This window comes from Massilia putida, from assembly GCF_001941825.1.
GTDB lineage: Bacteria > Pseudomonadota > Gammaproteobacteria > Burkholderiales > Burkholderiaceae_D > Telluria > Telluria putida.
In genome coordinates this window covers 5,547,297-5,569,239 of record NZ_CP019038.1, presented here as the reverse complement: position 1 = coordinate 5,569,239, position 21,943 = coordinate 5,547,297, and the positions used below count along the sequence as shown (strand labels likewise).

The window sequence follows — 21,943 nt, the reverse complement described above, 5'->3', positions numbered from 1 at the left end:
AGAGCCCTTTTTCTGGACATAGCTCCGCATCAACATCACCCTGACAGGCGCCACGGCCATCGCGACGCTGGCCGCGTGCCCATGTCCTGCCTGCGCGATCAATTGCTCAAAAAAGGGCTCTGACCCCGGTGTTGTCTCTTGCGCAGTTTGGTTGCGCAGCATAAAATCGATAGATTCCTATCTATTTTATGACTAATGATGAGTAAGCTACCCGAATCGGTCGAGGAACGCTTCTCGGCCGCCCTGCACACGAGTGCACGGTTGTGGCGGCTTGCGCTGGACAAGCGCCTCAAGCATCTGGGCATCGGCCAGTCCGGCTGGATGACCATCGCGATGATCGCCAAGTCGGGCGAGCCGATGTCGCAGCGGGCGCTGGCCGACCTGGTCGGCGTCGAGGGGCCGTCGATGGTGTCGATGCTGGACCGCCTGGAGCGCGACGGGTTCGTCACGCGCGCGCCCTCTCCCACTGACCGTCGCGTGAAACTCGTGCACCTGACCGACACCGGCAAGACCGTCTACGCCGAAGTCCTCCACGAAGCGGCGCCGTTCCGCGCCGACCTGCTGACCGGCCTCGATCCGCAGGTGCTGGCCGCGGCGACCGTCCTGCTGGAGACCCTGAAGAAACGCCTCGAGGACGGCCTGTGACCACAGCGGCGCCCCTCAACCGCACCATGATCACGATCTCGATCATGCTGGCGACGATCATCCAGGCGCTGGACGGCACCATCGCCAACGTCGCCCTGCCCCACATGCAGGGATCGCTGTCGGCGTCGCAGGACCAGATCACGTGGGTGCTGACGTCGTTCATCGTGGCGGCCGCGATCGCGACGCCGCTGAACGGCTGGCTCGTCGACCGCTTCGGTTTGAAAAACGTGTTCCTCGTGTCCGTCGCGGGTTTTACGCTCGCCTCGGTGCTGTGCGGGATCTCGGCCACGCTGACGGAAATCGTCATCGCGCGCATGCTGCAGGGCGTGTTCGGCGCGGCGCTCGTGCCGCTGTCGCAGTCGGTCCTCCTCGACATCAACCCGCGCGAAAAGCACGGCTCCGCGATGGCCGTATGGGGCATGGGCGTGATGATCGGGCCGATCCTGGGACCCACGCTGGGCGGCTGGCTGACGGACAGCTACAGCTGGCGCTGGGTCTTCTTCATCAACGTGCCGATCGGCGCCATGGCCTTCTGGGGGATCTGGCGCTACATCCACGCGACCGATCCGGCGCGGCGCGTCCGCTTCGACACCTTCGGCTTCGTCACGCTGTCCGTCGCCATCGGCGCGCTGCAGATGCTGCTCGACCGCGGCGAGCAGAACGACTGGTTCGCGTCGATCGAGACGTGGGTCGAACTGATCCTGACCGCGCTGGCCTTCGCCTACTTCATCGGCCACACGCTGACGCGTCCCGCCGGCCAGACGTTCGTCGACTTCCGCCTGCTCAAGAACGCCAACTACGTCACGGGCCTCCTGTTGATCTTCATCGTCGGCATGGTCTTGTTCGCGACGCGCGCGCTGATGCCGACGATGCTGCAAGGCCTGATGGGCTATCCGGCCAAGCTCGCGGGCCTCGTCACGGCGCCGTCGGGCCTCGGCACGATGGCCGCGATGATGATCGTCGGACGCCTCACGGGCAAGGTCGATTTCCGCTTGCTGCTGGGCGTCGGCTTCGCCATCACCGCGTTCTCGCTGTGGCAGATGACGCATTACACGCTCGTGCTGTCGCAGTCGGACATCGTGTGGCCGGGCGTGATCCAGGGCGTGGGCCTGGGCCTCGTGTTCGTGCCGCTGTCGGCCGCCACGTTCGCGACGCTGTCCCCGCAGATGCGCGCCGAAGGCACGGCGCTGTACAGCCTCGTACGCAATATCGGTTCGTCGATCGGCATCGCCCTCGTGCAGGCCCTCCTCGTGCGCAACACGCAGATCGCGCACGCGTCGCTGGCCACGCAAGTGAACGCCGCCAATCCGGCCGTGCGCGATCCAATGAGCCTCTACGACATGGCGACGCAGGCCGGCCCCGCCCTCGTCAACAACGAAGTCACGCGCCAGGCGTCGATGATCGCCTACGTCGACGACTACTGGCTGATGATGCTCCTGACCCTGGCCGTGATCCCGATGCTGCTGATGATCCGCCCGCCGAAGGCATCCGCCGCACCGGCACAGATCGACCACGCCGCTCTCGAATAATTTGAAAGACTCATCGTGCGACACTTGACACTCATCCCCATCGCGGTCGCCGCGCTGGCCCTGCTGTCCGGCTGCATCAGCGTTCCGCCCGACACGAACAAGGCGCAAGGTCCCGACTTCGCCAAGGCGCAGCATGCCCCTGCCATCCGGCTCCCGGCCGACGCCTGGCCCTCCGATCAGTGGTGGCTCGACTACCACGACCCGCAGCTGAACGGCCTCGTCGCGCGCGCCCTGCGCGACAGCCCGACGTTGACGGTCGCCGCCGCGCGCGTCGCGCGCGCACGTGCCGGGGTCACGGCGGAAGTGGCGAACGAAGGCGGCCGCGTCGACTTGGCATCAAGCCTGAACCGCCAGCGCTATTCGTCGAACGGCTTCTTCCCGCCGCCGATCGGCGGGGCGTGGTTCAACGACGCGTCCGTGTCGCTGCGCGCCTCGTACGACTTCGACTGGTGGGGCAAGCACCGCGCCCTCATCGCCGCCGCGCTGGGCGAGACGAACGCAGCGGCCGCGGAAAGCGCGCAGGTCCGCCAGACGCTGGCCACATCCGTCGTGCAAAGTTATCTGCGCCTGCAGATGCTGTGGGCGCGCCAGGACAACACGCGTGCCCTGATCGCCGTGCAGCGCGACATCGTCGCCGGCCGCAAGACCCGCATGGCGCATGGCCTGATCAGCGCCGATGCGCTGCAGAGCGCGGAGCAGGACCTCGCGAGCCTGCAGGAACAGGCGGCCCGCTACGACACGGACGCCACGCGCGAACGCGAAGGCCTGCGCGCGCTGATCGGTGGCGACGCGGCCGCGCTGAACGATCTCGCGCGCTTCCAGCCGGCACCCGCGATCGATGCCGTGCCGCGCGAACTGGGCATGGAACTGCTGGCGCGGCGTCCCGACCTGCAGGCGGCGCGCTGGCGCGTCGAGGCGCAGCTGGGGCGCGTGGCCGCCAGCGAAGCCGCGTTCCGGCCCGACATCAACCTGGCCGCCGTCATCGGCCTCGACGCAACGTCGCTGGGCAAGCTGCTGCGCTATCCGAGCCGCACGCCGCTGCTCGGCGCCACGCTCGACCTGCCCTTGTTCGACAGCGGCCGCCTGCACGCCCAGCTGGGCAGCGCGCGCGCGAGCCGCGACGAATTGCTGGCCGAGTACAACGAGGCCGTGCTGGATGCGGTGCGCGACGTCGCGCGCGAAGCCGCGACCCTGCAAGGCATCGCGAAAGAGGCGGAAGCGCATGCGGCCACGCTGGACGCGAGCTTGCGCCTGGCGGCAAACGCCGAGGCGCGCATGAAGCGCGGCCTCGCCGACCGCGCCGCCGTGCAGCAGGCGCGCATGGCCGCGCTGCGCCAGCGCGACGTCGACCTGCAGCTGACGGACGCGCGCCTGCAGACGCAGGTCGCCCTCGTCCGCGCACTCGGTGGCGGCTATCACGCCACCGCACCTGCCCTCACCCAATCGAACACCAAGTAAAGCCATGAGCACCGAGACCCAACCCAACGCCAATAAGAAACGCCGCGTCGTCCTCGCCGGCATCACCGTCGCCTTCCTCGCCGCCGGCGCGGCCTACGCGGCCTATTACGCGCTCGTGCTGTCCAAGCGCGTCGAGACGGACAACGCCTACGTGGGTGGCAACCTCGTGAATGTTTCGTCGCAGGTGACGGGCAGCGTCGTCGAGATCCGCGCCGACGAGACGCAACTCGTGCAGGCCGGCACCGAGATCGTCCGCCTCGATCCGTCCGACGCGGAAGTCGCGCTGGCCCAGGCCGAGGCGCGCCTGGGCACGGCCGTGCGCCAGCAGCGCGAGCGCTACACGAACGTCGCGCAGTACGAGGCGCTCGTCGACCAGCGCCGCGTGGAACTCAGGGCGAAGCAGGAAGACCTGGCCCGGCGCGCGCCGCTGGCGGCCGACAACCTCGTCTCCGGCGAGGACGTGGCGCACGCCCGTCGCGCCGTCGAGGATGCGAAGGCCGCGCTGGAAGTCGCGCAGAAACAGCTGGCGGCCGCGCGCGTGACGGTGGCGGGCGTGTCGCCGGCCGAGCACCCGAACGTGCTGGCCGCGAAGGCGGATTATCTGTCCGCATGGCTGGCCGCGCGCCGCAACGCGATCGTCGCGCCGGTGTCGGGCTATGTCGCCAAGCGCAGCGTGCAGGTCGGCAGCCGCATCGCACCGGGCGCGCCGCTGCTGTCGATCGTACCGCTGGATCAGCTGTGGGTCGACGCCAATTTCAAGGAATCGGAATTGCGCGACATCCGCGTGGGCCAGGCGGCCACCATCGAGGCCGACATCTACGGCAGCAAGGTGGTCTACCACGGCAAGGTCGTCGGCCTCGGCGCGGGCACGGGCAGCGCGTTCTCGCTGCTGCCGGCACAGAACGCGACCGGCAACTGGATCAAGGTCGTGCAGCGGGTGCCGGTGCGCATCTCGCTCGATCCGAAGGAGCTGGCCGCGCATCCGCTGCGCGTGGGCCTGTCGGCCACGGTCGACGTGGACACCAGCCATCCGGGCGGCAGCGCGCTCGGCACCGTGGCCGCGCCCGCGCCCGCGTACACGACCACCGTGTTGAACCAGCCGTTGCAGCAGGCCAAAGCGGCGACGGACGCCATCGTCGCCAGGAATATGGCGAATTGACGTCACCCGGGCGGGTGCTGTTCGAGGATCTCGACCAGCTCCCGCAACGGCGCCGGCGCGGCGTCGGCGTGAAAGCGCACCTGGTGGCCGTCGACCGTCAGCGTGTACGTGAAATCCCAAGGCTGCGGCCGCGCTTTCAACAAGGTCGCCGGCAGTTGCGCCAGGTCGAGCGCCTGCACGAGCGAGCGCACGCGCGCGCCTTCCGCCGCCGGCAGGCTGTCGACGTCCACATTGCGCGTCTGCGCCCCCGCCGGCCCGGTGAAACCGCCCACGCAGTGCAGGGACAGGCGCATCACACGACGCCCACCTCGTGCCATGCGCCCTGCACCGCCGCGGCCTCGGCGGAGCCCACGCCGTGGCGCAGCTCGGCCGCCTTGACGGTGGCCTGGGCGGCATCCGCGAACGTCGCATCCGGATGCAGCAGCGACAGCGCCTGATACCAGATCGGTCCCGCCTTGTCCCAGCTGTGCCCACCCAGCTTCATTGCCGCGAGGCAGAACGCGTGGTTGGGGATGCCGGAATTCGTGTGCACGTCCCCGCCTTCCACATAGCCCTTCATCGTGCCCGGCTGATCGTCGCCCGACCACGTGAGGGACGTATTGCCCGGATCGGCCATCGAACGCAGCGCATGGCCGACGGCGGGCGTCATGATGCCCGCGCCGATCAGCCAGTCGGCCTTCTCGACCGTCTGCTTCAGGTGCCATTGCTTGACGACGGAGCCGAACACGTCGGAGATGGATTCGTTCAGCGCCCCGCTCTGGCCGTCGTAGACGAGGCCTCCGCCCGGCACCGTGTACTGCGTGACGCCATGCGTCAGCTCGTGCGCGATCACGTCGAGCGCGCGGGTGAACCCCGTGAACAGCTTGCCGTCGCCGTCGCCGTAGACCATCTGGCGGCCGTTCCAGAACGCGTTGTTGAAGCTCTTGCTGTAGTGGACGCTCGAATCGATGCCCATGCCGCGGCCGTCGATGGAATTGCGTTGCAGGACCTGCTGGTAAAAGTCGTACGTGGTGCCGGCGCCGTCGAACGCCTCGTTGACGGCGGTGTCGGGCACGGGCCCCGCCGTCTCCGTGCGTACGAGCTTGCCGGGCAGGCGGGTGCCGTGGTGCGCATCATACACGGTACGATGCTTGACGCCGGGCGCCACCAGCAGGCCCGGCGCGGCCAGGCCGCTGGCGGCGCGCTGGCCGCGCAGGAAGGCCGAGCGTTCGACCTGTTCCAGCAGGCGCTGGCGCTCGGCCCCGTCCGCCTGGACGGCCAGTTTGCGCAGCATGGACGAAGGGATGATGAAGCAGGTGCACGCGGGCGTGTGGATGTGCATGGGACCTCCATTGCGGTTTGCGCTCGTATTGAAGAGCGTAATCCACGCGCCGGCGTGGCGGCGCACAATAGCCGCGCGGACCGCGTCAGTCCGGCTCGACCGGCGTCAGCGCCCTGCCGCTGCGGAACCAGCTGCGCACATTGTCCAGCATGAGCTGCGCCATCGCCGCGCGCGTCTCGTGCGTGGCGCTGCCCAGGTGCGGCGTGAGCAGCACGTTGGGAAGCGCAAAGAAGCGCGGGTCGATGTCCGGCTCGTTATCGAACACGTCCAGCGCCGCGCCGGCGATGCCGCCCCGCTCCAGCGCCGCGAGCAGCGCCTGCTCGTCGACGAGCGAGCCACGCGCCACGTTCACGAGGTAGCCGTCGGGTCCCAGCGCATCGAGCACGCGCGCGTCGATCAGGTGCCGCGTGTCCGCGCCGCCGGGCGCCACGACGACGAGGATGTCGGAGTCGCGCGCGAGGGCCGGCAGGTCGGCCTCGTAACGCCACGCCAGCTGCTGGTCGGTACGCCCGTGGTACGCGAGCGCGACGCCGAACATCTCCAGCCTGCACGCGATCTCCTTGCCGATGCGGCCCATGCCGACGATGCCCACGTGCTTGCCCGCGAGGCTCGTCGCCAGCGGGAAGCCCGCTGCCGTCCAGCGGCCTTCGCGCACGAAGCGGTCGGCCTGCGGCAGGCGGCGCAACAGCGCCAGCAGAGAGCCGATGCACAGCTCGGCCACGGCCGCGTTCAGCACGCCCGGCGTGTTCGTGACGACGATGCCGCGGCTTGCCGCCAGCGCGCGCGGGATCAGGTCGTAGCCGACGCCGCACGTGGCGATGATCTCCAGGGCCGGCAGGCGCCGCACGACGTCTTCCGGCACGTCCTGGTTGCTGCGCGTGACGATGGCGCTCACGGCAATCGCCAGGCCGGGCTCGCGTTCGAGATCGGCCAGGTTCACGCAGCGGAATTCGGTGTCGAGCCGGGCCTGGATCTCGGGTGCGAATTCGCCGATCTGCAGGACGACCCTCATGCCCCCGCGCCGATCCCGAGTTCGAACGTGGTGACGCCGTCGACGCCGCCGCGCACCTTGTCGCCGGGGTTCAGCGCATCGACGCCGGCCGGCGTGCCCGTGTAGATCAGGTCACCCGGCGCCAGCGCGACGAGGCGCGACAGCGCGGCGATCACGTCCGCCACGGGCCAGATCATCTCGTTCAGATTGCCTTCCTGTTTCAACTGGCCGTTCACTTCGAGCCAGATGCGCGCCTCTTGCGGGTGGCCGGTGCGTTCGACGGGCACCAGCGGGCTGCACGGCGCGGACGCGTCGAAGCCTTTCGCCATGTCCCACGGGCGGCCATCCTTCTTGGCGACGGCCTGCATATCGCGCCGCGTCAGGTCCAGGCCCACGCCATAGCCCCACACGAGATCCAGGGTCTGGTCCGGCGCGATGTCGGTGCCGCCGCCTTTCAGTGCGACGACCAGTTCGACCTCGTGGTGCAGCTCGCGCGTGGCCGGCGGATACGGCACGGTGCCGCTGGCCGGCACGACGGCGTCGGCGGGCTTGGTGAAGAAGAACGGCGGTTCGCGGTTCGGATCGGCGCCCATCTCGCGCGCGTGGGCGGCGTAGTTGCGGCCGACGCAGAACACGCGGCGCAGCGGGAAAACCTGGTCGGAGCCGGCCACGGCGAGGGCCGGGACGGCGGGAGGCGTAATGACGAAGCCGGTCATGCGTATCCTTGCAAAGACGGTTGCGATGGCATCCGGCGAGCCGGACGCATCGAACAGCCTAACACAATCACGCTATGGAGGAACGGGCAATACGCCCCGGCTCAGTAGATCTCCTTGGCCGCGGCCCGCACCGCGCGCAGCAGCAGATCGGCGCCCGGCGACAGCAGGTGGTCCTGGTGGCGGATGATGCCGAACGCGTCCATCTTGCACGGGATTTCGATCGGCAGGATGCGCATCACGTTCAGCGACGCGTAGTACTGCGCCACCTCGATCGGCATCACGTGCAGCGAATCCGTCTGCTGCAGCAGCGCCGTGATCATCAACATGGCCGTCGTGTCGACGACGTTCGCCGGCGGTTCCAGGCCGGCGCGGCGGAACATCATGTCGAAACGGTAGCGCAGGATACTGCCGTGCGGCGGCACGATCCACGGCAGCGGCGCGATGTCCGTGAGCGTCAGGTCCTTCCGTTCCAGCAGCGGATGGCCGGGACGCACGACGGCGCACGCCGGCTCTTCCGTCAGCTCTTCGTAGATCAGGCCGGACGTGTCGCCCGTGTCGAAGATGCGGCCGATCATGAAGTCCAGCATGCCGTGCTGCAGCTTATCCAGCAGGAGGTTACTGGTCTCCAGCTGCACGCCGATGCGCAGCAGCGGGGCCTCTTCCTTCACGCGGGCAATCGCCCGGGGCAGCAGCGCCATCGCGGGCGTCATGATCACGCCCACCTCGACCTGGCCCGTGAGGCCCGCCTTGAGCGTGACGATGTCGTCGTGCGCCAGCGCGAGGCTCGTCAGCGCCATGCGCGCGTGGCGGATCATCGTCTCGCCGTAGATCGTCGGCTCCATGCCGCGCGGCAGGCGCTCGAACAGCTTGACGTCCAGCATCTCCTCCAGGTCCTTGATCTGCTTGGAGGCGGCCGGCTGCGTCATGTGCAGCTCATCCGCGGCGCGGTGGATGTTGCGGTAGTCGTCGAGCGCGATCAAGAGCAGCAGCTGGCGCGTCTTGAGGCGGGCCTTGAGAAACCAGTTCGGGTTGGTCGTGTCCATCAATACATCATATCATTATCGATATTGCTTTAACGGAAATTTATGCAAAACTGTCATCGCTTGCACGCAGTGGACGGATTCGCGGCGGGGCCTTCTGCCGTCTGCGCCACGGGCAGGATCTTGCCGTCCGGACCGTAGTGCAATTCCTCGACGGCGACCGAACGGCGGAATTCGCCGCCCGTCGGCAGCTTGCCGTTGTGATAAAAAATATAGGACTTGCCGTTGAAATCGACGATCGCGTGGTGGATCGTCTTCACGTTCGTGTTCTGCTCCATGATCACGCCGCCGTACGACCACGGACCGGTGGCCGTCGGGCCCGTCATGTATACGGTCTCTTCCGGGAACTTGCGCGAGTACGACAGGTAGTATTTGCCGGCGTGCTTGTGCAGGTACGACGCTTCCGTGAACGCTTCCAGGCCCACCGTGTGGATCGGGCCGTCCAGCTCCGTCATGTTGGGCTTCAGCTTCGCGTACTTCATGACCGTGTTGCCCCAGTACAGATAGGCCTGGCCGTCGTCGTCGACGAAGATCGCCGGGTCGATGTCGTCCCAGCTGATCTCGGTCTCGTGCGTCATGTCGTTCGTGATCAGGGCCGAGCCGCGCGCGTCGACGAACGGACCCGTCGGGCTGTCCGACACCGCGACGCCGATCGCCTTGCCGGGGATCGTCTTGTGTTCGACCGTCACGTACAGGTAGTACTTGCCGTTGCGCTTCGTGATGTCGCTGGCCCACGCGTCCCGGGCGGCCCATTTGAACGTGGAGAACGGCACGCCGTCCGGGTGCGCGGTCCAGTGCTGCATGTCGCAGCTGGAAAACACACGCCATTCGTTCATCAGGTAATCCTTGCCGCCGACGGGCGCCTCGTCGCGGCCGACGTACAGGTACACGCGGCCGTTGTCGACGAGGGCCGCGGGATCGGCCGTGAAGATCTTGCTGGTGATGGGATTGGCGGCGTGGGCGAGCGCCGCCGTCGCGACCAGGGCCGCGCCGAGCGTGGGTTTGAGCATGTAGTCTCCGTTGTCTTTTGTGGATCACCGGCGTTGGCGGCGCCGGGTACGGCTTATGGATTCCGCTTGCGCGGGAATGACGTGCTATTGTCAGCGTCCGAACGTGCCGTCATTCCGCGCACGCGGGAATAGTGCCACTGGCACCATTCCTCCATACCGAGTTGATATTGACGCGACCCGTTATTGTTTCGAACGCCCACCCATCACCCTCTGCACGACGCAGAAGACGAACAGCAGCGCTCCGATGACGATCTTGGTCCACCACGAGCTGAGCGTGCCGTCGAAGGCGATCAGCGTCTGGATGGCGCCCAGCACCAGCACGCCCGACAGCGCGCCCGCGATATAGCCGTAGCCGCCCGTGAGCAGCGTGCCGCCGATGACGACGGCCGCGATGGCGTCGAGTTCCGTGCCCTGCCCGTGCAGGCCGTAGCCGGACAACATGTAGAAGGCGAACAGCACGCCGCCCAGCGATGCGCAGAAGCCCGACAGCGCGTACACGAGGACCTTCGTGCGGCCCACGTTCAGGCCCATCATCGCGGCCGACTGCTCGTTGCCGCCGACGGCGTACACGGCGCGGCCGAACGCGGTGAAGTGCGCGAGCCAGATGGCGACCAGCAGCACGACGAGGGCGATGATCGCGCCCGGCGACAGGAAGCCGCCCAGGATCGGCACCTGGGTCTGCGACATCGCCGTGAACACCGGATCGTCGATCGTGATCGATTCGACGCTGATCAGGTAGCACAGGCCGCGCGCCAGGAACATGCCGGCCAAGGTGACGATGAACGGCTGCAGCTTGAACAGGTGGATGATCGTGCCCATCGCGCCGCCGAAGCACGCGCCCAGCAGCAGCACGAGCAGGATGACGGCGGCCGGCGGCCAATGCGCGTGCTGCAGCAGCCAGGCCGAGATCATCGTCGACAGCGCCAGCACGGAGCCGACCGACAGGTCGATGCCGCCCGAGAGGATCACGAAGCCCATGCCCACCGCGATCACGAGCAGGAACGCGTTGTCGATCAGGAGGTTGAAGATCACCTGCAGCGACAGGAAGCCCGGGTACACCGACCCGCCGATGCCCAGCATCGCCACCAGCAGGACCACGGTGACCAGGGACGTAAACCACGGCGCACTCGTCACGCCGCGGGTACCAGTTGCGACCGCGCTCATGCGGACCTCCGCAGGATGTTCTTGAATTCGCTCGACTGCGAGATGCAGACGACGAAGACGACAATGGACTTGACGACCATGTTCACTTCGGGCGGCACGCCCAGCGAGTAGATCGTGTAGGTGAGCGTCTGGATGATCAGCGCGCCGATCATGCTGCCCACCAGGCTGAATTTACCGCCGGCCAGCGACGTGCCGCCGAGCGTGACGGCGAGGATCGCGTCCAGCTCCAGCAGCAGGCCGGCGTTGTTCGCGTCCGCGCTCTTGATGTTCGACGTGATCAGCATGCCGGCCAGGCCCGCGCAGGCGCTGCAGAACACGTACACGAAGGTGATCAGGGTCGCCGTGCACAGGCCCGCGAGGCGTGCCGCCACCGGATTGATGCCGACGGCCTGGATGAACAGGCCGAGCGCCGTCTTCTTCACCAGCAGCAGCGTCGCCGCGAACACGGCCGTCACGACGAACAGCGAGAACGGCAGGCCGGCGAGATAACCGCCGCCCAGGAAGAAGAACGGCTGGTAGTACACGGTGACGATCTGGCCGTCCGTCAGCAGCTGCGCGAGGCCGCGCCCCGCGACCATCAGGATCAAGGTGGCGACGATCGGCTGCAGCTTGATGCCGGCCACGAGCACGCCGTTCCACAGGCCGCACAGCAGCGCGACGCCCAGCGAGGCCGCCAGCGCGACCGCCATCGACGTGGACGGCGTGTCGCCGCCGATGAGCATCGCGGACACGGTGCCGGACAGCGCGACGACCGCGCCGACCGAGATGTCGATGCCGCGCGTGGCGATGACGAGGGTCATGCCGAGCGCCGCCAGCATCAGCGGCGCCGCGCGGTTGAGGATGTCGATGATCGCGCCGTACAGGTGCCCTTCCTTGACTTCCAGGTGGAAGAAGCCGGGCACGAGGAATGCGTCGACGAGCAGCAGCGCGACGAGCGCGCCGAGCGGTCGCACGAGCGGATGCTGCAGCATTGCCGCGCGCGCTGCTCCCGCCTGCGCGGCCGGTTTGACGGTAGCGCCGGTCGTGCTCATGCCGTCTCTCCCGCGATCACGTGCAGCACGGTGGTCTCGTCGAGCTCACCGCGCCGGTATTCGCCGCACGCCTTGCGGTCGCGCATGACGACCATGCGGTCCGACACGCGCAACACTTCCGGCAGCTCGGACGAGATGAAGAGGATGGACATGCCTTTGCGGCACAGGTTGCTGACGTAATCCATGATTTCCTGCTTGGCGCGCACGTCGATGCCGCGCGTCGGTTCGTCGAGAATCATCAGGCGCGGATCGGTCGCGAGCCAGCGCGCCAGCAAGACCTTCTGCTGGTTGCCGCCGGAGAGCGTGCCGATCGGCGTCTCGATGCTGGCCGTCTTGATGCCCAGCCACTTGACGTAGTCCAGCGCCAGCTGCTGCTGGCGCTTGAAGGGGATGGCGCGGAAGATGCCCTGTCTCGCCTGCAGCGCGAGGATCAGGTTTTCGCGCACGGACAGCGCGAGGATCGCGCCTTCGTGCTTGCGGTCTTCCGAGCAGAAGCCGATGCCCTCGCGAATCGCGTCGCGCGGGTTCGAGAAGCTGACCTGCTTGCCGTCGATGTCGAAGCTGCCGGCGTCCGCCTTGTCCGCGCCGAACAGCAGGCGCGCGGTTTCCGTGCGGCCGGAGCCCAGCAGGCCGGCAAGGCCCAGCAATTCGCCGCGGCGGATTTCCAGGTCGACCGGCGACAAGACGCCCTTGCGCGCGATGCCGCGGGCGCGCAGGAAGACGTCGCCGTGTTCGTTGGCTTCGCCCTGCGTCGCCGTCCCGGCCGCGTGTTCCGCGTCGGCCGGCGCGCCGATCATCTTGTTGACGAGCGCGAGGCGCGACAGATCCGCGCAGGCGTACTCGCCTTCGCGCTCGCCGTTGCGCATCACCGTGATGCGGTCCGAGATCGCATAGGTCTGGTCGAGGAAGTGCGTGACGAACAGGATCGCCATCCCTTCTTCGCGCAGGCGGCGCAGTACCGAGAACAGCATCTGCACTTCCGCCTCGTCCAGGCTGGACGTGGGCTCGTCGAGGATCAGCACGCGCGATTCCGTGTTCAGCGCGCGCGCGATGGCGACCATCTGCTGGATCGCGAGCGGATAGTCGGCGAGCGGCTTGCTGACGTCGACGTGGATCTGCAGGCGCTCCAGCAGCGCGGCGGCCTCTTTGCGCATCGAACGCCAGTCGACCATGCCGAAACGGCGCGGATAACGTCCGATGAAAATGTTTTCCGCGACCGACAGGTTCGGGCACAGATTGACTTCCTGGTAGACGGTGCTGATGCCCAGGTTCTGCGCATCCTGCGTGGAGCGCGGGTGGATGGCCCGGCCCTCCAGCACGATACTGCCGGCGTCCGGCTGGTAGACGCCGGTGAGGACCTTGATCAGCGTGGACTTGCCCGCGCCGTTCTGGCCCATCAGCGTGTGGACTTCGCCGGGGAACAGGCGCAGTCCGGCGTCGGACAGCGCCTTCACACCGGGGAAGGCTTTATGGATGCCGGTGACTTCCAGCACCGGATGTTTCGAATCGACCATGCTCGATCCGATCAGTATTTGCGGTTCGGGAGTTCCTTCGCCGCCACCTCAGCCGGGAACACCCCCTCGTTCACGACGATGCGCTTGGGGACCGGCTTGCCGGCCACGACGTCCTGCGCGGTCTGGATCAGGGTCGGGCCGAGCAGCGGATTGCACTCGACCGTGACATTCAGCTTCCCGGCCTTCATGGCCTCGAACGCGCCTTTCACGCCGTCGATCGAGATGATGATGATGTCCTTGCCCGGCTTCAGGCCCGCTTCCTCGATGGCCTGGATCGCGCCGATGGCCATGTCGTCGTTGTGCGCGAACAGCACGTTGATGTTCTTGCCTTCGGACTTCAGGAACGCTTCCATGACTTCCTTGCCCTTGGCGCGGGTGAAGTCGCCCGTCTGCGAGCGGATGATCTTCAGCTTCGGATTCTCCGCGATGACTTCGGCGAATCCGGTCCTGCGGTCGATCGCCGGCGCGGCACCGGTCGTGCCCTGCAGTTCGACGATGTTCAGCGGCTTGCCGCCGATCTTCTTGTCGTAGTCGAGCAGCCAGCGTCCGGCGCGGCGGCCTTCTTCCACGAAGTCGGAACCGATGAAGCTGACGTACAGCGACGGATCGCTGACCTTGACGGCGCGATCGGTCAGGATCACGGGGATTTTTGCGTTCTTCGCTTCGCGCAGCACGGTCTCCCAACCGGTTTCCACGACGGGCGAGAACGCGATCACGTCGACACGCTGGGCGATGAACGAACGGATGGCCTTGACCTGGTTCTGCTGCTGTTGCTGGGCGTCGGCGAATTTCAGGTTGACGCCGGCCTTCTTGGCGGCGTCCTTGATCGAGGCGGTGTTCGCGGTGCGCCACTCGCTTTCGGCGCCGACCTGCGAGAAGCCGATCGTGAGGGGTTTAGCGGCAAATGCCGGGATGGCGGTTGCGCACGCGACGGCGGCGGCAACGCCCAGGAGGGTTCTGCGGGTGACGGTCATCACTTTGTCTCCGGAATTGTTGTGCATGGATACTATGACAGAACTGACATATTCATCCAATCATTTTTTTGACGGAATCCATACCCATTTTGACATCTCAGCGTCGGTTCCCTCTGCGGATCGGTCGAGCTATACTGGCCGCTTCATTCCCCCACAGGAGCGTGCCATGAACCAACCGGATATTGCCCGCCTGTCGGCTGCCTGACCGCTTCCCGTCGACCGCAGACGTTGTGAACGGGCGCGCCAGCGCGCCGAGTTCCCTGACAGAAACCCGCCACCGCGCGCTTGCGGCGGCGTGCCCGTGCGCGCTCGCGCACTTCTCAACAGGAACACAACGACATGATCGATTTCGATATCGCGGCGCTGCGCCGCATCGCAGCCGGACGCCGATGAGGACGACGTCAACGCGGCGTTCGACGACATCGACGCGCTGGCCGCAGGCTGCCGCTTCCACGACTGCACGCATGTGGAGGAGCCGGGATGCGCGGTGCGCGGCGTCGTGGATGCGGACCGTCTGCGCAACTACCACAAGCTGCTTCGCGAAGTGCGGCACGCGGCGGCCACGCCGCTGGACCGCATCGCCGCGCGGTCGAAGTGGAAGGTGTTGAACCGGATGGCGAAGGCGCGGGCGCAGGCGAAGCGCTAGCGCCTGAGACGTCGTCCCCGCGCAGGCGGGGCCCCAAGTGCTGCGTCGGTTGCGATAACGCGTGCAAATTGGGGGCCTGCCTGCGCAGGAACGACGGAACCGGGTCAACGCAACAGCCGGAGTCCGTACAATCCGCCCGCCATGGACCCTTCCTTCGCGACGAACTTCACTTCCAGCTTGCCGTTCGCACCCTGCACCAGCGCGGGCGGCAGCGCGAAGTCGCGCGTATAGAATTCCTGCGCCTCGCCGGACGGCAGTTCGACTTCCGCGATGCGCTGGCCCGCCACGACGATGTCGAACTTGCGGCCCGCGTCCGCGCGCGCGAACGTCAGGCGCAACGCCTTCGCCTCGTGCTTCGGGTCGTTGAGCTGGTAGCTGAACCACTTGCTCGCATGGCGCCAGTGGCGGCCACCGTTGAGGCCCGCGTCCGCGCCCTCGCCCTGGAAGCCGTGGTCCGATTCCGGCTGCTGTTCGCCCGGCGCCACCTGGTCGATGGTCTGCGCGTCCAGCGCCAGGCGCTCGGCTTCCTTCTCCGCGTTCTCCTGCCTCACGCGCGCGAATTCGGCCGGGGTGCTCTGCTGCCAGTAGATCATGTAGCGCGAGTCGTGCAGGCGGAAGAACGGAATGAACTCCGTCGACGCCCCCGCGCCGCCCTGCACGACGCCGGGTGCCGTGAACGTCAGCGCCTTGCCCTTCACGGGCTTGAAGCGGCGCGTGAAATCCTTGCTGTCCGAGACGAAGGTCGGCGCCGCCTCCAGTGGGCAGACCTGGCCGGACGGGCTGTGGCCCATGCGCGAATCGTCCGCGAGGAAGTTCAGGTGCTCGGTCGGGAACGGGTTCGTCTTCGCCGCCAGCACGACGGGGCCGTACAGCACCGCGTAGTAATTCGACTTGTCCGGCATCTGCTCCAGGCGCATCGACATCGGCAGGCTCACGTCGACGCGGTCGCCCTTTTTCCACGCGCGATCGACGCTGACGTAGCCGCCCGGCTTCGCATCGACCTTGACGAGTTTGCCGTTCACCTTCAGCGCGAGCTTGCCCGGCGCGACCCAGGCCGGATAGCGGATCTTCAGCGCGAACTTTGCATCGCCGTCGATGGTGATGCGCGTGCTGGCCTGGTCCGGGAAGTTGTTCGCCTGCGTGATCTTGACGTTCTTCTCGCGCCAGTTGAGGGTGGACGGAATGAACAGGTTGACGAACAAGACATCGCCTTCGTGCGCGTAGATGAATTCGCCATATTTGGCATGGCTCTCGATGCCGGAGCCGACGCAGCACCACATGGCCTGGTCCACCTGTGAATACACGCGGTAGTGATTCGGACGCATCGGCGTGAAGTAGACGAAGCCGCCCGTGCCAGGATGTTCGGAGGCGAGGATGTGGTTGTACAGCGCGCGCTCGTAATAGTCCGCGTAGCTGGCCTTGTCCGACGTCTCGAACAGCATCTCCGTCAGCTTCAGCATGTTATACGTGTTGCAGGTTTCCGGCCCCTCGACCTCGTCGATCATCGGGCTGAAGTCCTTGTCGTCATGGAAGTGCTCCCTGACGCTGTTGCCGCCGATGGCCACCGTGCGGTGGCCGACGACGGTCTGCCAGAAGAACGCGGCGGCGTCCGCCATGTCCTTGCGGCCCGTGAGTTCGCCGATGCGCTTGAAGCCGATGACCTTCGGGATCTGGGTGTTGGCGTGCAGGCCCGTGAGCTTGTCCTCGTGCTTTTCGAGCGGCTGCAGGATGGCCTGGTGCGAGAACTTCAGCGCGAGGTCCATGTAACGCGAGTCCCCGGTCATCTGGGCGACGTCGGCCAGCACCTCGTTCATGCCGCCATGTTCGGCCTTCAGCATCTGCTGCATCTGCTCGTCCGTCAAATGGCTCGTCAGGCGCAGCGCCCAGTCGGCCATGGCAATCAGCATCGCCTTCGCATCCTCGTTGCCGGCATAGCGGTAGGCGTCGCGCAGGCCCGCGTAGATCTTGTGCAGGTTGTACCACGGGACCCATTTGCCGTTGACGGAAAAATTGTCGGCATGGAGCTTGCCCGCGGCGACGTCGCGCCACGCGGCGCGGCCGCCGGGCACGCCGCCCACATAGCCGCGCATCTCATCGTCCTTGTTGGCCTGCTGCGCGCGCTTCAGCTCCGCGACGAAGTAGTCGAGACGCTTCTTGACCTCCGCATCGCCGGTCGACGCAACCATCAACGCCAGCGCCGACAGGTAGTGCCCGCCCATGTGGCCGTCGAGGCCCGACGATTCCCAGTTGCCGTAGCTGGGCTGCTTCGGCGTGAGCCCCGCTTCGCGCAGGAACGGCGCCAGCAGGCGGTCCGGCTCCATCGCCATCAGGTAGTTCAGGTCCGTCGTCTGGGCGTCGAGGAAGGGGCTCGGGCCCAGGCGCACGTCCTGCAGCGGGAACAGATCGGCGGCCTGGGCGCACGTCGCGCCCAGGGTGAACAACAGCGCGGCGATGCGGGTCAGTGTCATTTGACTTCTTCGCTTACGTAACGATTGAGGTCTTTCGGGTCGACCGTCGGCCAGCCGTCCTTGTCCCAGCGGATGTCCATCACCTTGAGCTTCTGCTTGTAACGGTCGGCCGTCTCGTACGCGTGCAGCACGAGGTAATCCTTGCCGTCGAACGTGTAGGCGCTGTTGTGGCCCAGCGCCTTCCAGTCCTTGTCGCCCTGGATCACGAGCGAGCCGCCGCCCTGTGCCATGTCCTTGCCCTGACGGTCGAGGTACGGTCCCATGACGTCCCGCGCGCGGCCGACGACGACGTGGTACGTGCTCTTCGGACCCTGGCAGCACAGGCCCCACGAGACGAACAGGTAGTAATACCCGTTCTTCTTGAAGATGAACGGCCCTTCGATCTCGGCCGGCGCCGCTTGCTCGTCCGGCGTGAACGCGGGACGTTCGCGCCGGGCGATCGTGTGCCATTCCTGCGGCTCGGCGATCTTCGTCCAGCTGTCGTCCAGCTTCACGAGCTTGATGCCGCCCCAGAACGAACCGAACGTCATCCAGCCCTGCCCCTTGTCGTCCTCGACGACGTTCGGGTCGATGGCGTTCCACATGTCGCGGCCCGGCACCGACTGCACGACCATCCCCTGGTCTTCCCAGCGGTAGTTGGGCGCGCGCGGGTGGAGCGTCGCATTGGTCGTCACGCCGATGCCCGACGTGTTCTTGCCGAAGCCGGACACCGAGTAATACAGCAGCCAGCGGCCGTTGTGCCGGTGGACGTCCGGCGCCCAGATATGGTCGTTGAACGTCGGTGCCGCACGTTTCGCCCACGCGGGTTCGCCCGCGAACACGCGGCCTTCCGGCTTCCAGTGCACCATGTCGATCGAGGAGTAGAACGTGATGCCGGGTCCCGTGCTGTACAGGTAGTACGTGCTGCCCTCCTTGGCCATCACGGGGTCGTGCACGCTGACCTGGGATGCCTGGGCCGCCAGCGCGGGGGCCAGCGCCATCACGCCGGCGCCGAGCGCGGCCGCGAATTTCGTCGCTTTACGCATGCTTCATCCTTTCGATCACGAGCCGGTGCGGATGCCCCACAGCGACACGCCGGTCTTCGACTGCGCCGTGAAGGTCACCGCGAACGCGTTCGCATTCGGGTTCCACTGGCGCGACAGCACGCCGCTGTAGGTGACGCCGTCGATCACGATGGCGACGTTGTTGTTGCCCTTGTGCGTCCAGGTGCCGCCGGTGTTGCCCGATCCTGCGCCGCTCACCGTGCCGTTAGCGTCCAGCCGGACCGCGACGGACGGCTTGACCGTGGCCGAGATGTCCTTGCCGTGGTTGACCATCTTGTACGCGCCGGCCGTGTCCGCGCTCGTGACGGTCGACGAGATCGTCGTCGCGCTCTTCGACAGGGGCACGTAACGCAGCGGCGCCGCCACCGGCCAGCCGTCGTCGTTGATGAACATCTCGTGCACGCGCATCTCGTGGTATTCGCCCTGGCCCGGGAAGCGGGTGTGGAAGATCAGGAAGTATTGGTTCGTCGCGGCTTCGTAGCGCGCCGAATTGTGGCCCGGCGACACGTAGCCGAGCGGCGTGCCGGATTCGCCGGCCGCCAGCGCGAACTGGTGGCTGCCCACGAGCTTCTGGCCGTACGGCGCGATGCTCGCGTCGTCGAACAGGGGCTTGCTTGGGTCGGCCTTCACGTCGGCCATGTCCTTGCCGGAGGCGTCGAGGTAAGGGCCGTCCGGGTTCGTCGCGCGCGCCACGCGCATGTTGTAGCCGCCGGTGGCATCGAGTCCGCCGAACGACGTGAACAGGTAGTAGTACTTGGTCGCCGGGCTGTACATCACATAGGCGCCCTCGATGCGCGCGTGGTTGCCGCCCATGAGATGCTTGCCGTAGCCCTGGCCCGCGACCGGCAGGCCGGTGGCCGGATCCATCGCCATGATGAAGATGCCGCCCGAATACGAGCCGTAGATCATCCACAGCTTGCCGGCCGCGTCGCGGAAGGTGTTCGGGTCGACGACGTTCGGATGCTTCAGCGCGTCGTAAACGGTGCCGTCGGGACTGACCTCGCCCCACATGCCGGACTTGAGGAACACCTGCTTGTTGACGTACGGGCCTTCGATCTTGTCGGCGACGGCCACGCCCAGCGCGGAACGCGGCGAATCGCCCTTGCAGGCATCGTAGTACATGTAGAACTTGCCGTCGTCGAGCTGGATGACGTCCGGCGCCCACAGGTCCGTGACCTGGGCCCACGCGAACGTGTCGGCCAGCGCCGTCGTCACTTTCGAAAACAGCGGGTTGCCGTCGTTGACGCCGTCGGCGATCTTCGTCCAGTTCATCAGGTCCGTCGTCTTCGCGGCCGCCAGGTGCGAGCCGAACGCGTACCACGTGTCGCCGACCTTGATGACGGCCGGGTCGTGCACGGAGACGTTGGCGAAAGTGACCGCGGCCTGGGCCGGGGTGTCGGTGGCTGTCGCCGCGGGAGTCGACGGCGTGGCGGCGACCGGCGTGCTCACCGCCGTGCTACCGCCGCCACCGCCCCCGCCGCAACCGGCGAGGACGAACGCGGCGGCGACGGCGGTAGCCAGCGCACGCGGGGTGAGAGCGTGCGCCATGGATCAGCCTTCCACGGCCACGACCAGCACCGACTTGGCCGGCACCTTGATCGTCAGCTTGCCGCCGCCCGCGTTGGCGCTGAACGGCACCGGCTTGACGGCGTCCTTGTGCTCGAACGTGTTGTGGGCGTCCATCGCATCCGCGGTCAGCAGCTGGCCGCGCACGGCGCCGACGTTCTGGCCGGCGACGTTCAGGACGACGTCGGTGGCTTCATGCGGGTTCGTGTTGACGAGGGCGACATAGGTCTTGCCGTCCTTGCCCTTCGCGGCCGACGCGCTGATGCCCGGCACGCCCTGGCCGTTCGAGGCGTAGGTCGTGTTGTTCGACAGCGCAACCGGCAGCGACGCGGCGCCCTGGAACGGCGCGTACATCTTGAATGCGTAGTACGTCGGCGTCAGCAGCATCTTCTCGTTGTCGGTGATGATCATGGCCTGCAGCACGTTGACCATCTGCGCGATGTTCGTCATGCGCACGCGGTCGGCGTAGGCGTGGAAGATGTTGAAGTTGAGCGCGGCCACGACGGCGTCGCGGATCGTATTACGCTGGAACAGGAAGCCCGGGTTCGTGCCCTTCTCGACGTCGTACCAGGTGCCCCACTCGTCCACGTCGAAGCCGATCTTCTTCTCCGGATCGTTCTTGTCGAGGATCGCGACGTTCTTGCGGACGAAGTCTTCCATGCGCAGGGTCTGCGACATCGTCGAGAACCATTCCGACTCCGGGAAGCCGGTGGCGGCGCCTTTCTTCTCCCAGTTGCCGGTCGGGAGCGTGTAGTAGTGGAAGCTGATGCCGTCGGTGCGGCCCTTCAGGTCGCGCGAGAGGACGTCGGTCCAGGTGGTGTCGTCGGCCGTGCCGCCGCTGGCGATCATCTTCGGACGCAGGTGCTGCGGCGCCTTCAGGAACGTGTTCCACTGGCGGTACAGGTCGGCGTAGTACTGCGGCCGCATATTGCCGCCGCAGCCCCACGACTCGTTACCGATGGCGAAATACGCGACCTTGAACGGCGCCGGGTGGCCGTTCTTCGCGCGCAGTTCGGCCAGCGTCGACTTGCCTTCCGACGTCATGTACTCGATCCACTCGGCCGCTTCCTGCGGGGTGCCGGTACCGAGATTGCCGTTGACGTAGGCGTCCGCGCCCAGCTGCTCGACGAGGTCGAAGAATTCGTGCGTGCCCACCGCATTGTTTTCCGGCACACCGCCCCAGTTCGTGTTGACCTTCACCGGACGCTTGTTGCGCGGGCCGATGCCTTCGCGCCAGTGGTATTCGTCGGCGAAGCAACCGCCCGGCCAGCGGACCAGCGGCACGTGCATGTCCTTCAGCGCGCCGACGACGTCGTTGCGCCAGCCGCGCGTATTCGGGATCTTCGAATCCGGACCGACCCACAGGCCGCCGTAGATGCCGGTGCCGAGGTGTTCGGCGAACTGGCCATAGACGTCCTTGTCGATCACCGCACCCGGCTTGGTCGTGTCGACAGTGACGTTCACCTGGGCGAACGCGGTGCCGGCACAGAACGCGGCGGCGATGCCGAGGGCGAGGATGGTGGGTTGGAATGGTTTCATGGGGTCTCCGTTTATTTTGGTCGATGGGGTAGTTTTGTTGGTGAAGAACAGAACCCGTCATTCCCGCGAAAACGGGAATCCATAGGCCGCGTGCCGGAGAGGCGCGGCATGGATTCCCGAGTGCGCGGG

The 21,943-nt window shown here is 66.8% G+C and carries 19 protein-coding genes; 5 read left to right on the top strand and 14 right to left on the bottom strand.

Going from position 1 to position 21,943, the window contains the following annotated elements:
• Positions 1-198: 198 nt before the first annotated feature.
• From BVG12_RS26895 to BVG12_RS26880, 4 genes are read left to right on the top strand one after another with little or no spacing between them, the layout of a single operon-like run.
• Positions 199-645 (top strand): MarR family winged helix-turn-helix transcriptional regulator, encoded by a 447-nt coding sequence (locus BVG12_RS26895; RefSeq protein WP_075796580.1) that lies wholly within the window; start codon positions 199-201, stop codon positions 643-645.
• 26 nt (positions 646-671) lie between these two features.
• The gene (locus BVG12_RS26890) at positions 672-2,174 is read left to right on the top strand and encodes an MDR family MFS transporter (RefSeq protein WP_075796581.1); all 1,503 of its coding nucleotides are present in this window, start codon (positions 672-674) and stop codon (positions 2,172-2,174) included.
• 24 nt (positions 2,175-2,198) lie between these two features.
• Positions 2,199-3,632 carry an efflux transporter outer membrane subunit gene (locus tag BVG12_RS26885; protein WP_169926841.1) on the top strand — a complete coding sequence of 478 codons (1,434 nt, stop codon included), beginning with the start codon at positions 2,199-2,201 and terminating at the stop codon, positions 3,630-3,632.
• A 4-nt stretch (positions 3,633-3,636) separates the two neighbouring features.
• Complete coding sequence (locus tag BVG12_RS26880) at positions 3,637-4,791, top strand: HlyD family secretion protein (RefSeq protein WP_075795073.1); 1,155 nt, start codon at positions 3,637-3,639, stop codon at positions 4,789-4,791.
• 2 nt (positions 4,792-4,793) lie between these two features.
• Here the strand turns inward: BVG12_RS26880 and BVG12_RS26875 are convergent, their stop codons facing one another.
• The 10 genes from BVG12_RS26875 to BVG12_RS26830 all read right to left on the bottom strand — a co-directional run bounded on the left by BVG12_RS26875 (position 4,794) and on the right by BVG12_RS26830 (position 14,552).
• Positions 4,794-5,084: a protealysin inhibitor emfourin gene (locus tag BVG12_RS26875; protein ID WP_229503936.1), complete on the bottom strand. Its 291-nt coding sequence runs from the start codon at positions 5,082-5,084 to the stop codon at positions 4,794-4,796.
• Positions 5,084-6,112: a M4 family metallopeptidase gene (locus BVG12_RS26870; RefSeq protein WP_075795071.1), complete on the bottom strand. Its 1,029-nt coding sequence runs from the start codon at positions 6,110-6,112 to the stop codon at positions 5,084-5,086. The genes BVG12_RS26875 and BVG12_RS26870 overlap by 1 nt, the downstream gene beginning before the upstream one ends.
• An 85-nt stretch (positions 6,113-6,197) precedes the next feature.
• Complete coding sequence (locus tag BVG12_RS26865; protein WP_075795070.1) at positions 6,198-7,124, bottom strand: 2-hydroxyacid dehydrogenase; 927 nt, start codon at positions 7,122-7,124, stop codon at positions 6,198-6,200.
• Positions 7,121-7,819, bottom strand: a complete 699-nt coding sequence (locus tag BVG12_RS26860) for a fumarylacetoacetate hydrolase family protein (protein WP_075795069.1) — start codon at positions 7,817-7,819, stop codon at positions 7,121-7,123. Before BVG12_RS26860 ends, BVG12_RS26865 begins: the two co-directional genes overlap by 4 nt.
• Before the next feature lie 101 nt (positions 7,820-7,920).
• Entirely contained in the window at positions 7,921-8,862 is a 942-nt protein-coding gene (locus BVG12_RS26855) for a LysR family transcriptional regulator (protein WP_075795068.1), read from the bottom strand.
• A gap of 53 nt (positions 8,863-8,915) precedes the next feature.
• Positions 8,916-9,869 (bottom strand): glycoside hydrolase family 43 protein, encoded by a 954-nt coding sequence (locus tag BVG12_RS26850; protein WP_075795067.1) that lies wholly within the window; start codon positions 9,867-9,869, stop codon positions 8,916-8,918.
• 180 nt (positions 9,870-10,049) lie between these two features.
• Positions 10,050-11,033 (bottom strand): galactofuranose ABC transporter, permease protein YjfF, encoded by a 984-nt coding sequence (gene yjfF, locus BVG12_RS26845; RefSeq protein WP_075795066.1) that lies wholly within the window; start codon positions 11,031-11,033, stop codon positions 10,050-10,052.
• Positions 11,030-12,004 (bottom strand): ABC transporter permease, encoded by a 975-nt coding sequence (locus tag BVG12_RS26840; protein WP_370662852.1) that lies wholly within the window; start codon positions 12,002-12,004, stop codon positions 11,030-11,032. Before BVG12_RS26840 ends, yjfF begins: the two co-directional genes overlap by 4 nt.
• A 56-nt stretch (positions 12,005-12,060) precedes the next feature.
• Positions 12,061-13,578, bottom strand: a complete 1,518-nt coding sequence (locus tag BVG12_RS26835) for a sugar ABC transporter ATP-binding protein (protein ID WP_075795064.1) — start codon at positions 13,576-13,578, stop codon at positions 12,061-12,063.
• Positions 13,579-13,589: 11 nt separating this feature from the next.
• Positions 13,590-14,552 (bottom strand): ABC transporter substrate-binding protein, encoded by a 963-nt coding sequence (locus tag BVG12_RS26830; protein WP_075796579.1) that lies wholly within the window; start codon positions 14,550-14,552, stop codon positions 13,590-13,592.
• 499 nt (positions 14,553-15,051) lie between these two features.
• Here BVG12_RS26830 and BVG12_RS34295 point away from each other — a divergent pair, with 499 nt between their 5' ends.
• Complete coding sequence (locus tag BVG12_RS34295) at positions 15,052-15,198, top strand: hypothetical protein (protein ID WP_156895750.1); 147 nt, start codon at positions 15,052-15,054, stop codon at positions 15,196-15,198.
• Positions 15,199-15,302: 104 nt separating this feature from the next.
• On the opposite strand, the gene BVG12_RS26825 is transcribed toward BVG12_RS34295, so the two are convergent.
• The 4 genes from BVG12_RS26825 to BVG12_RS26810 are packed head-to-tail and all read right to left on the bottom strand — an operon-like array spanning position 15,303 to position 21,814.
• Positions 15,303-17,666: a glycoside hydrolase family 127 protein gene (locus BVG12_RS26825; RefSeq protein WP_075795063.1), complete on the bottom strand. Its 2,364-nt coding sequence runs from the start codon at positions 17,664-17,666 to the stop codon at positions 15,303-15,305.
• Positions 17,663-18,691, bottom strand: coding sequence for an arabinan endo-1,5-alpha-L-arabinosidase (locus BVG12_RS26820; protein WP_075795062.1), 1,029 nt, complete (start codon positions 18,689-18,691; stop codon positions 17,663-17,665). The genes BVG12_RS26825 and BVG12_RS26820 overlap by 4 nt, the downstream gene beginning before the upstream one ends.
• Positions 18,692-18,706: 15 nt before the next feature.
• Positions 18,707-20,257, bottom strand: a complete 1,551-nt coding sequence (locus BVG12_RS26815; protein ID WP_075795061.1) for a glycoside hydrolase family 43 protein — start codon at positions 20,255-20,257, stop codon at positions 18,707-18,709.
• 3 nt (positions 20,258-20,260) lie between these two features.
• Positions 20,261-21,814, bottom strand: a complete 1,554-nt coding sequence (locus tag BVG12_RS26810) for an alpha-N-arabinofuranosidase (RefSeq protein ID WP_075795060.1) — start codon at positions 21,812-21,814, stop codon at positions 20,261-20,263.
• Positions 21,815-21,943: the final 129 nt, after the last annotated feature.

Excerpts from the sequence above, each read along its gene's own strand:
- BVG12_RS26840 (WP_370662852.1), bottom strand. The coding sequence starts at position 12,004 with ATGCTGCAGCATCCGCTCGTGCGACCGCTCGGCGCGCTCGTCGCGCTG.
- BVG12_RS26830 (WP_075796579.1), bottom strand. The coding sequence starts at position 14,552 with ATGACCGTCACCCGCAGAACCCTCCTGGGCGTTGCCGCCGCCGTCGCG.
- BVG12_RS26895 (WP_075796580.1), top strand. The coding sequence starts at position 199 with ATGAGTAAGCTACCCGAATCGGTCGAGGAACGCTTCTCGGCCGCCCTG.
- BVG12_RS26860 (WP_075795069.1), bottom strand. The coding sequence starts at position 7,819 with ATGACCGGCTTCGTCATTACGCCTCCCGCCGTCCCGGCCCTCGCCGTG.
- BVG12_RS26865 (WP_075795070.1), bottom strand. The coding sequence starts at position 7,124 with ATGAGGGTCGTCCTGCAGATCGGCGAATTCGCACCCGAGATCCAGGCC.
- yjfF (WP_075795066.1), bottom strand. The coding sequence starts at position 11,033 with ATGAGCGCGGTCGCAACTGGTACCCGCGGCGTGACGAGTGCGCCGTGG.
- BVG12_RS26850 (WP_075795067.1), bottom strand. The coding sequence starts at position 9,869 with ATGCTCAAACCCACGCTCGGCGCGGCCCTGGTCGCGACGGCGGCGCTC.
- BVG12_RS26890 (WP_075796581.1), top strand. The coding sequence starts at position 672 with ATGATCACGATCTCGATCATGCTGGCGACGATCATCCAGGCGCTGGAC.
- BVG12_RS26825 (WP_075795063.1), bottom strand. The coding sequence starts at position 17,666 with ATGACACTGACCCGCATCGCCGCGCTGTTGTTCACCCTGGGCGCGACG.
- BVG12_RS26875 (WP_229503936.1), bottom strand. The coding sequence starts at position 5,084 with ATGCGCCTGTCCCTGCACTGCGTGGGCGGTTTCACCGGGCCGGCGGGG.
- BVG12_RS26820 (WP_075795062.1), bottom strand. The coding sequence starts at position 18,691 with ATGCGTAAAGCGACGAAATTCGCGGCCGCGCTCGGCGCCGGCGTGATG.
- BVG12_RS26855 (WP_075795068.1), bottom strand. The coding sequence starts at position 8,862 with ATGGACACGACCAACCCGAACTGGTTTCTCAAGGCCCGCCTCAAGACG.
- BVG12_RS26880 (WP_075795073.1), top strand. The coding sequence starts at position 3,637 with ATGAGCACCGAGACCCAACCCAACGCCAATAAGAAACGCCGCGTCGTC.
- BVG12_RS26835 (WP_075795064.1), bottom strand. The coding sequence starts at position 13,578 with ATGGTCGATTCGAAACATCCGGTGCTGGAAGTCACCGGCATCCATAAA.
- BVG12_RS26870 (WP_075795071.1), bottom strand. The coding sequence starts at position 6,112 with ATGCACATCCACACGCCCGCGTGCACCTGCTTCATCATCCCTTCGTCC.
- BVG12_RS26810 (WP_075795060.1), bottom strand. The coding sequence starts at position 21,814 with ATGAAACCATTCCAACCCACCATCCTCGCCCTCGGCATCGCCGCCGCG.
- BVG12_RS26815 (WP_075795061.1), bottom strand. The coding sequence starts at position 20,257 with ATGGCGCACGCTCTCACCCCGCGTGCGCTGGCTACCGCCGTCGCCGCC.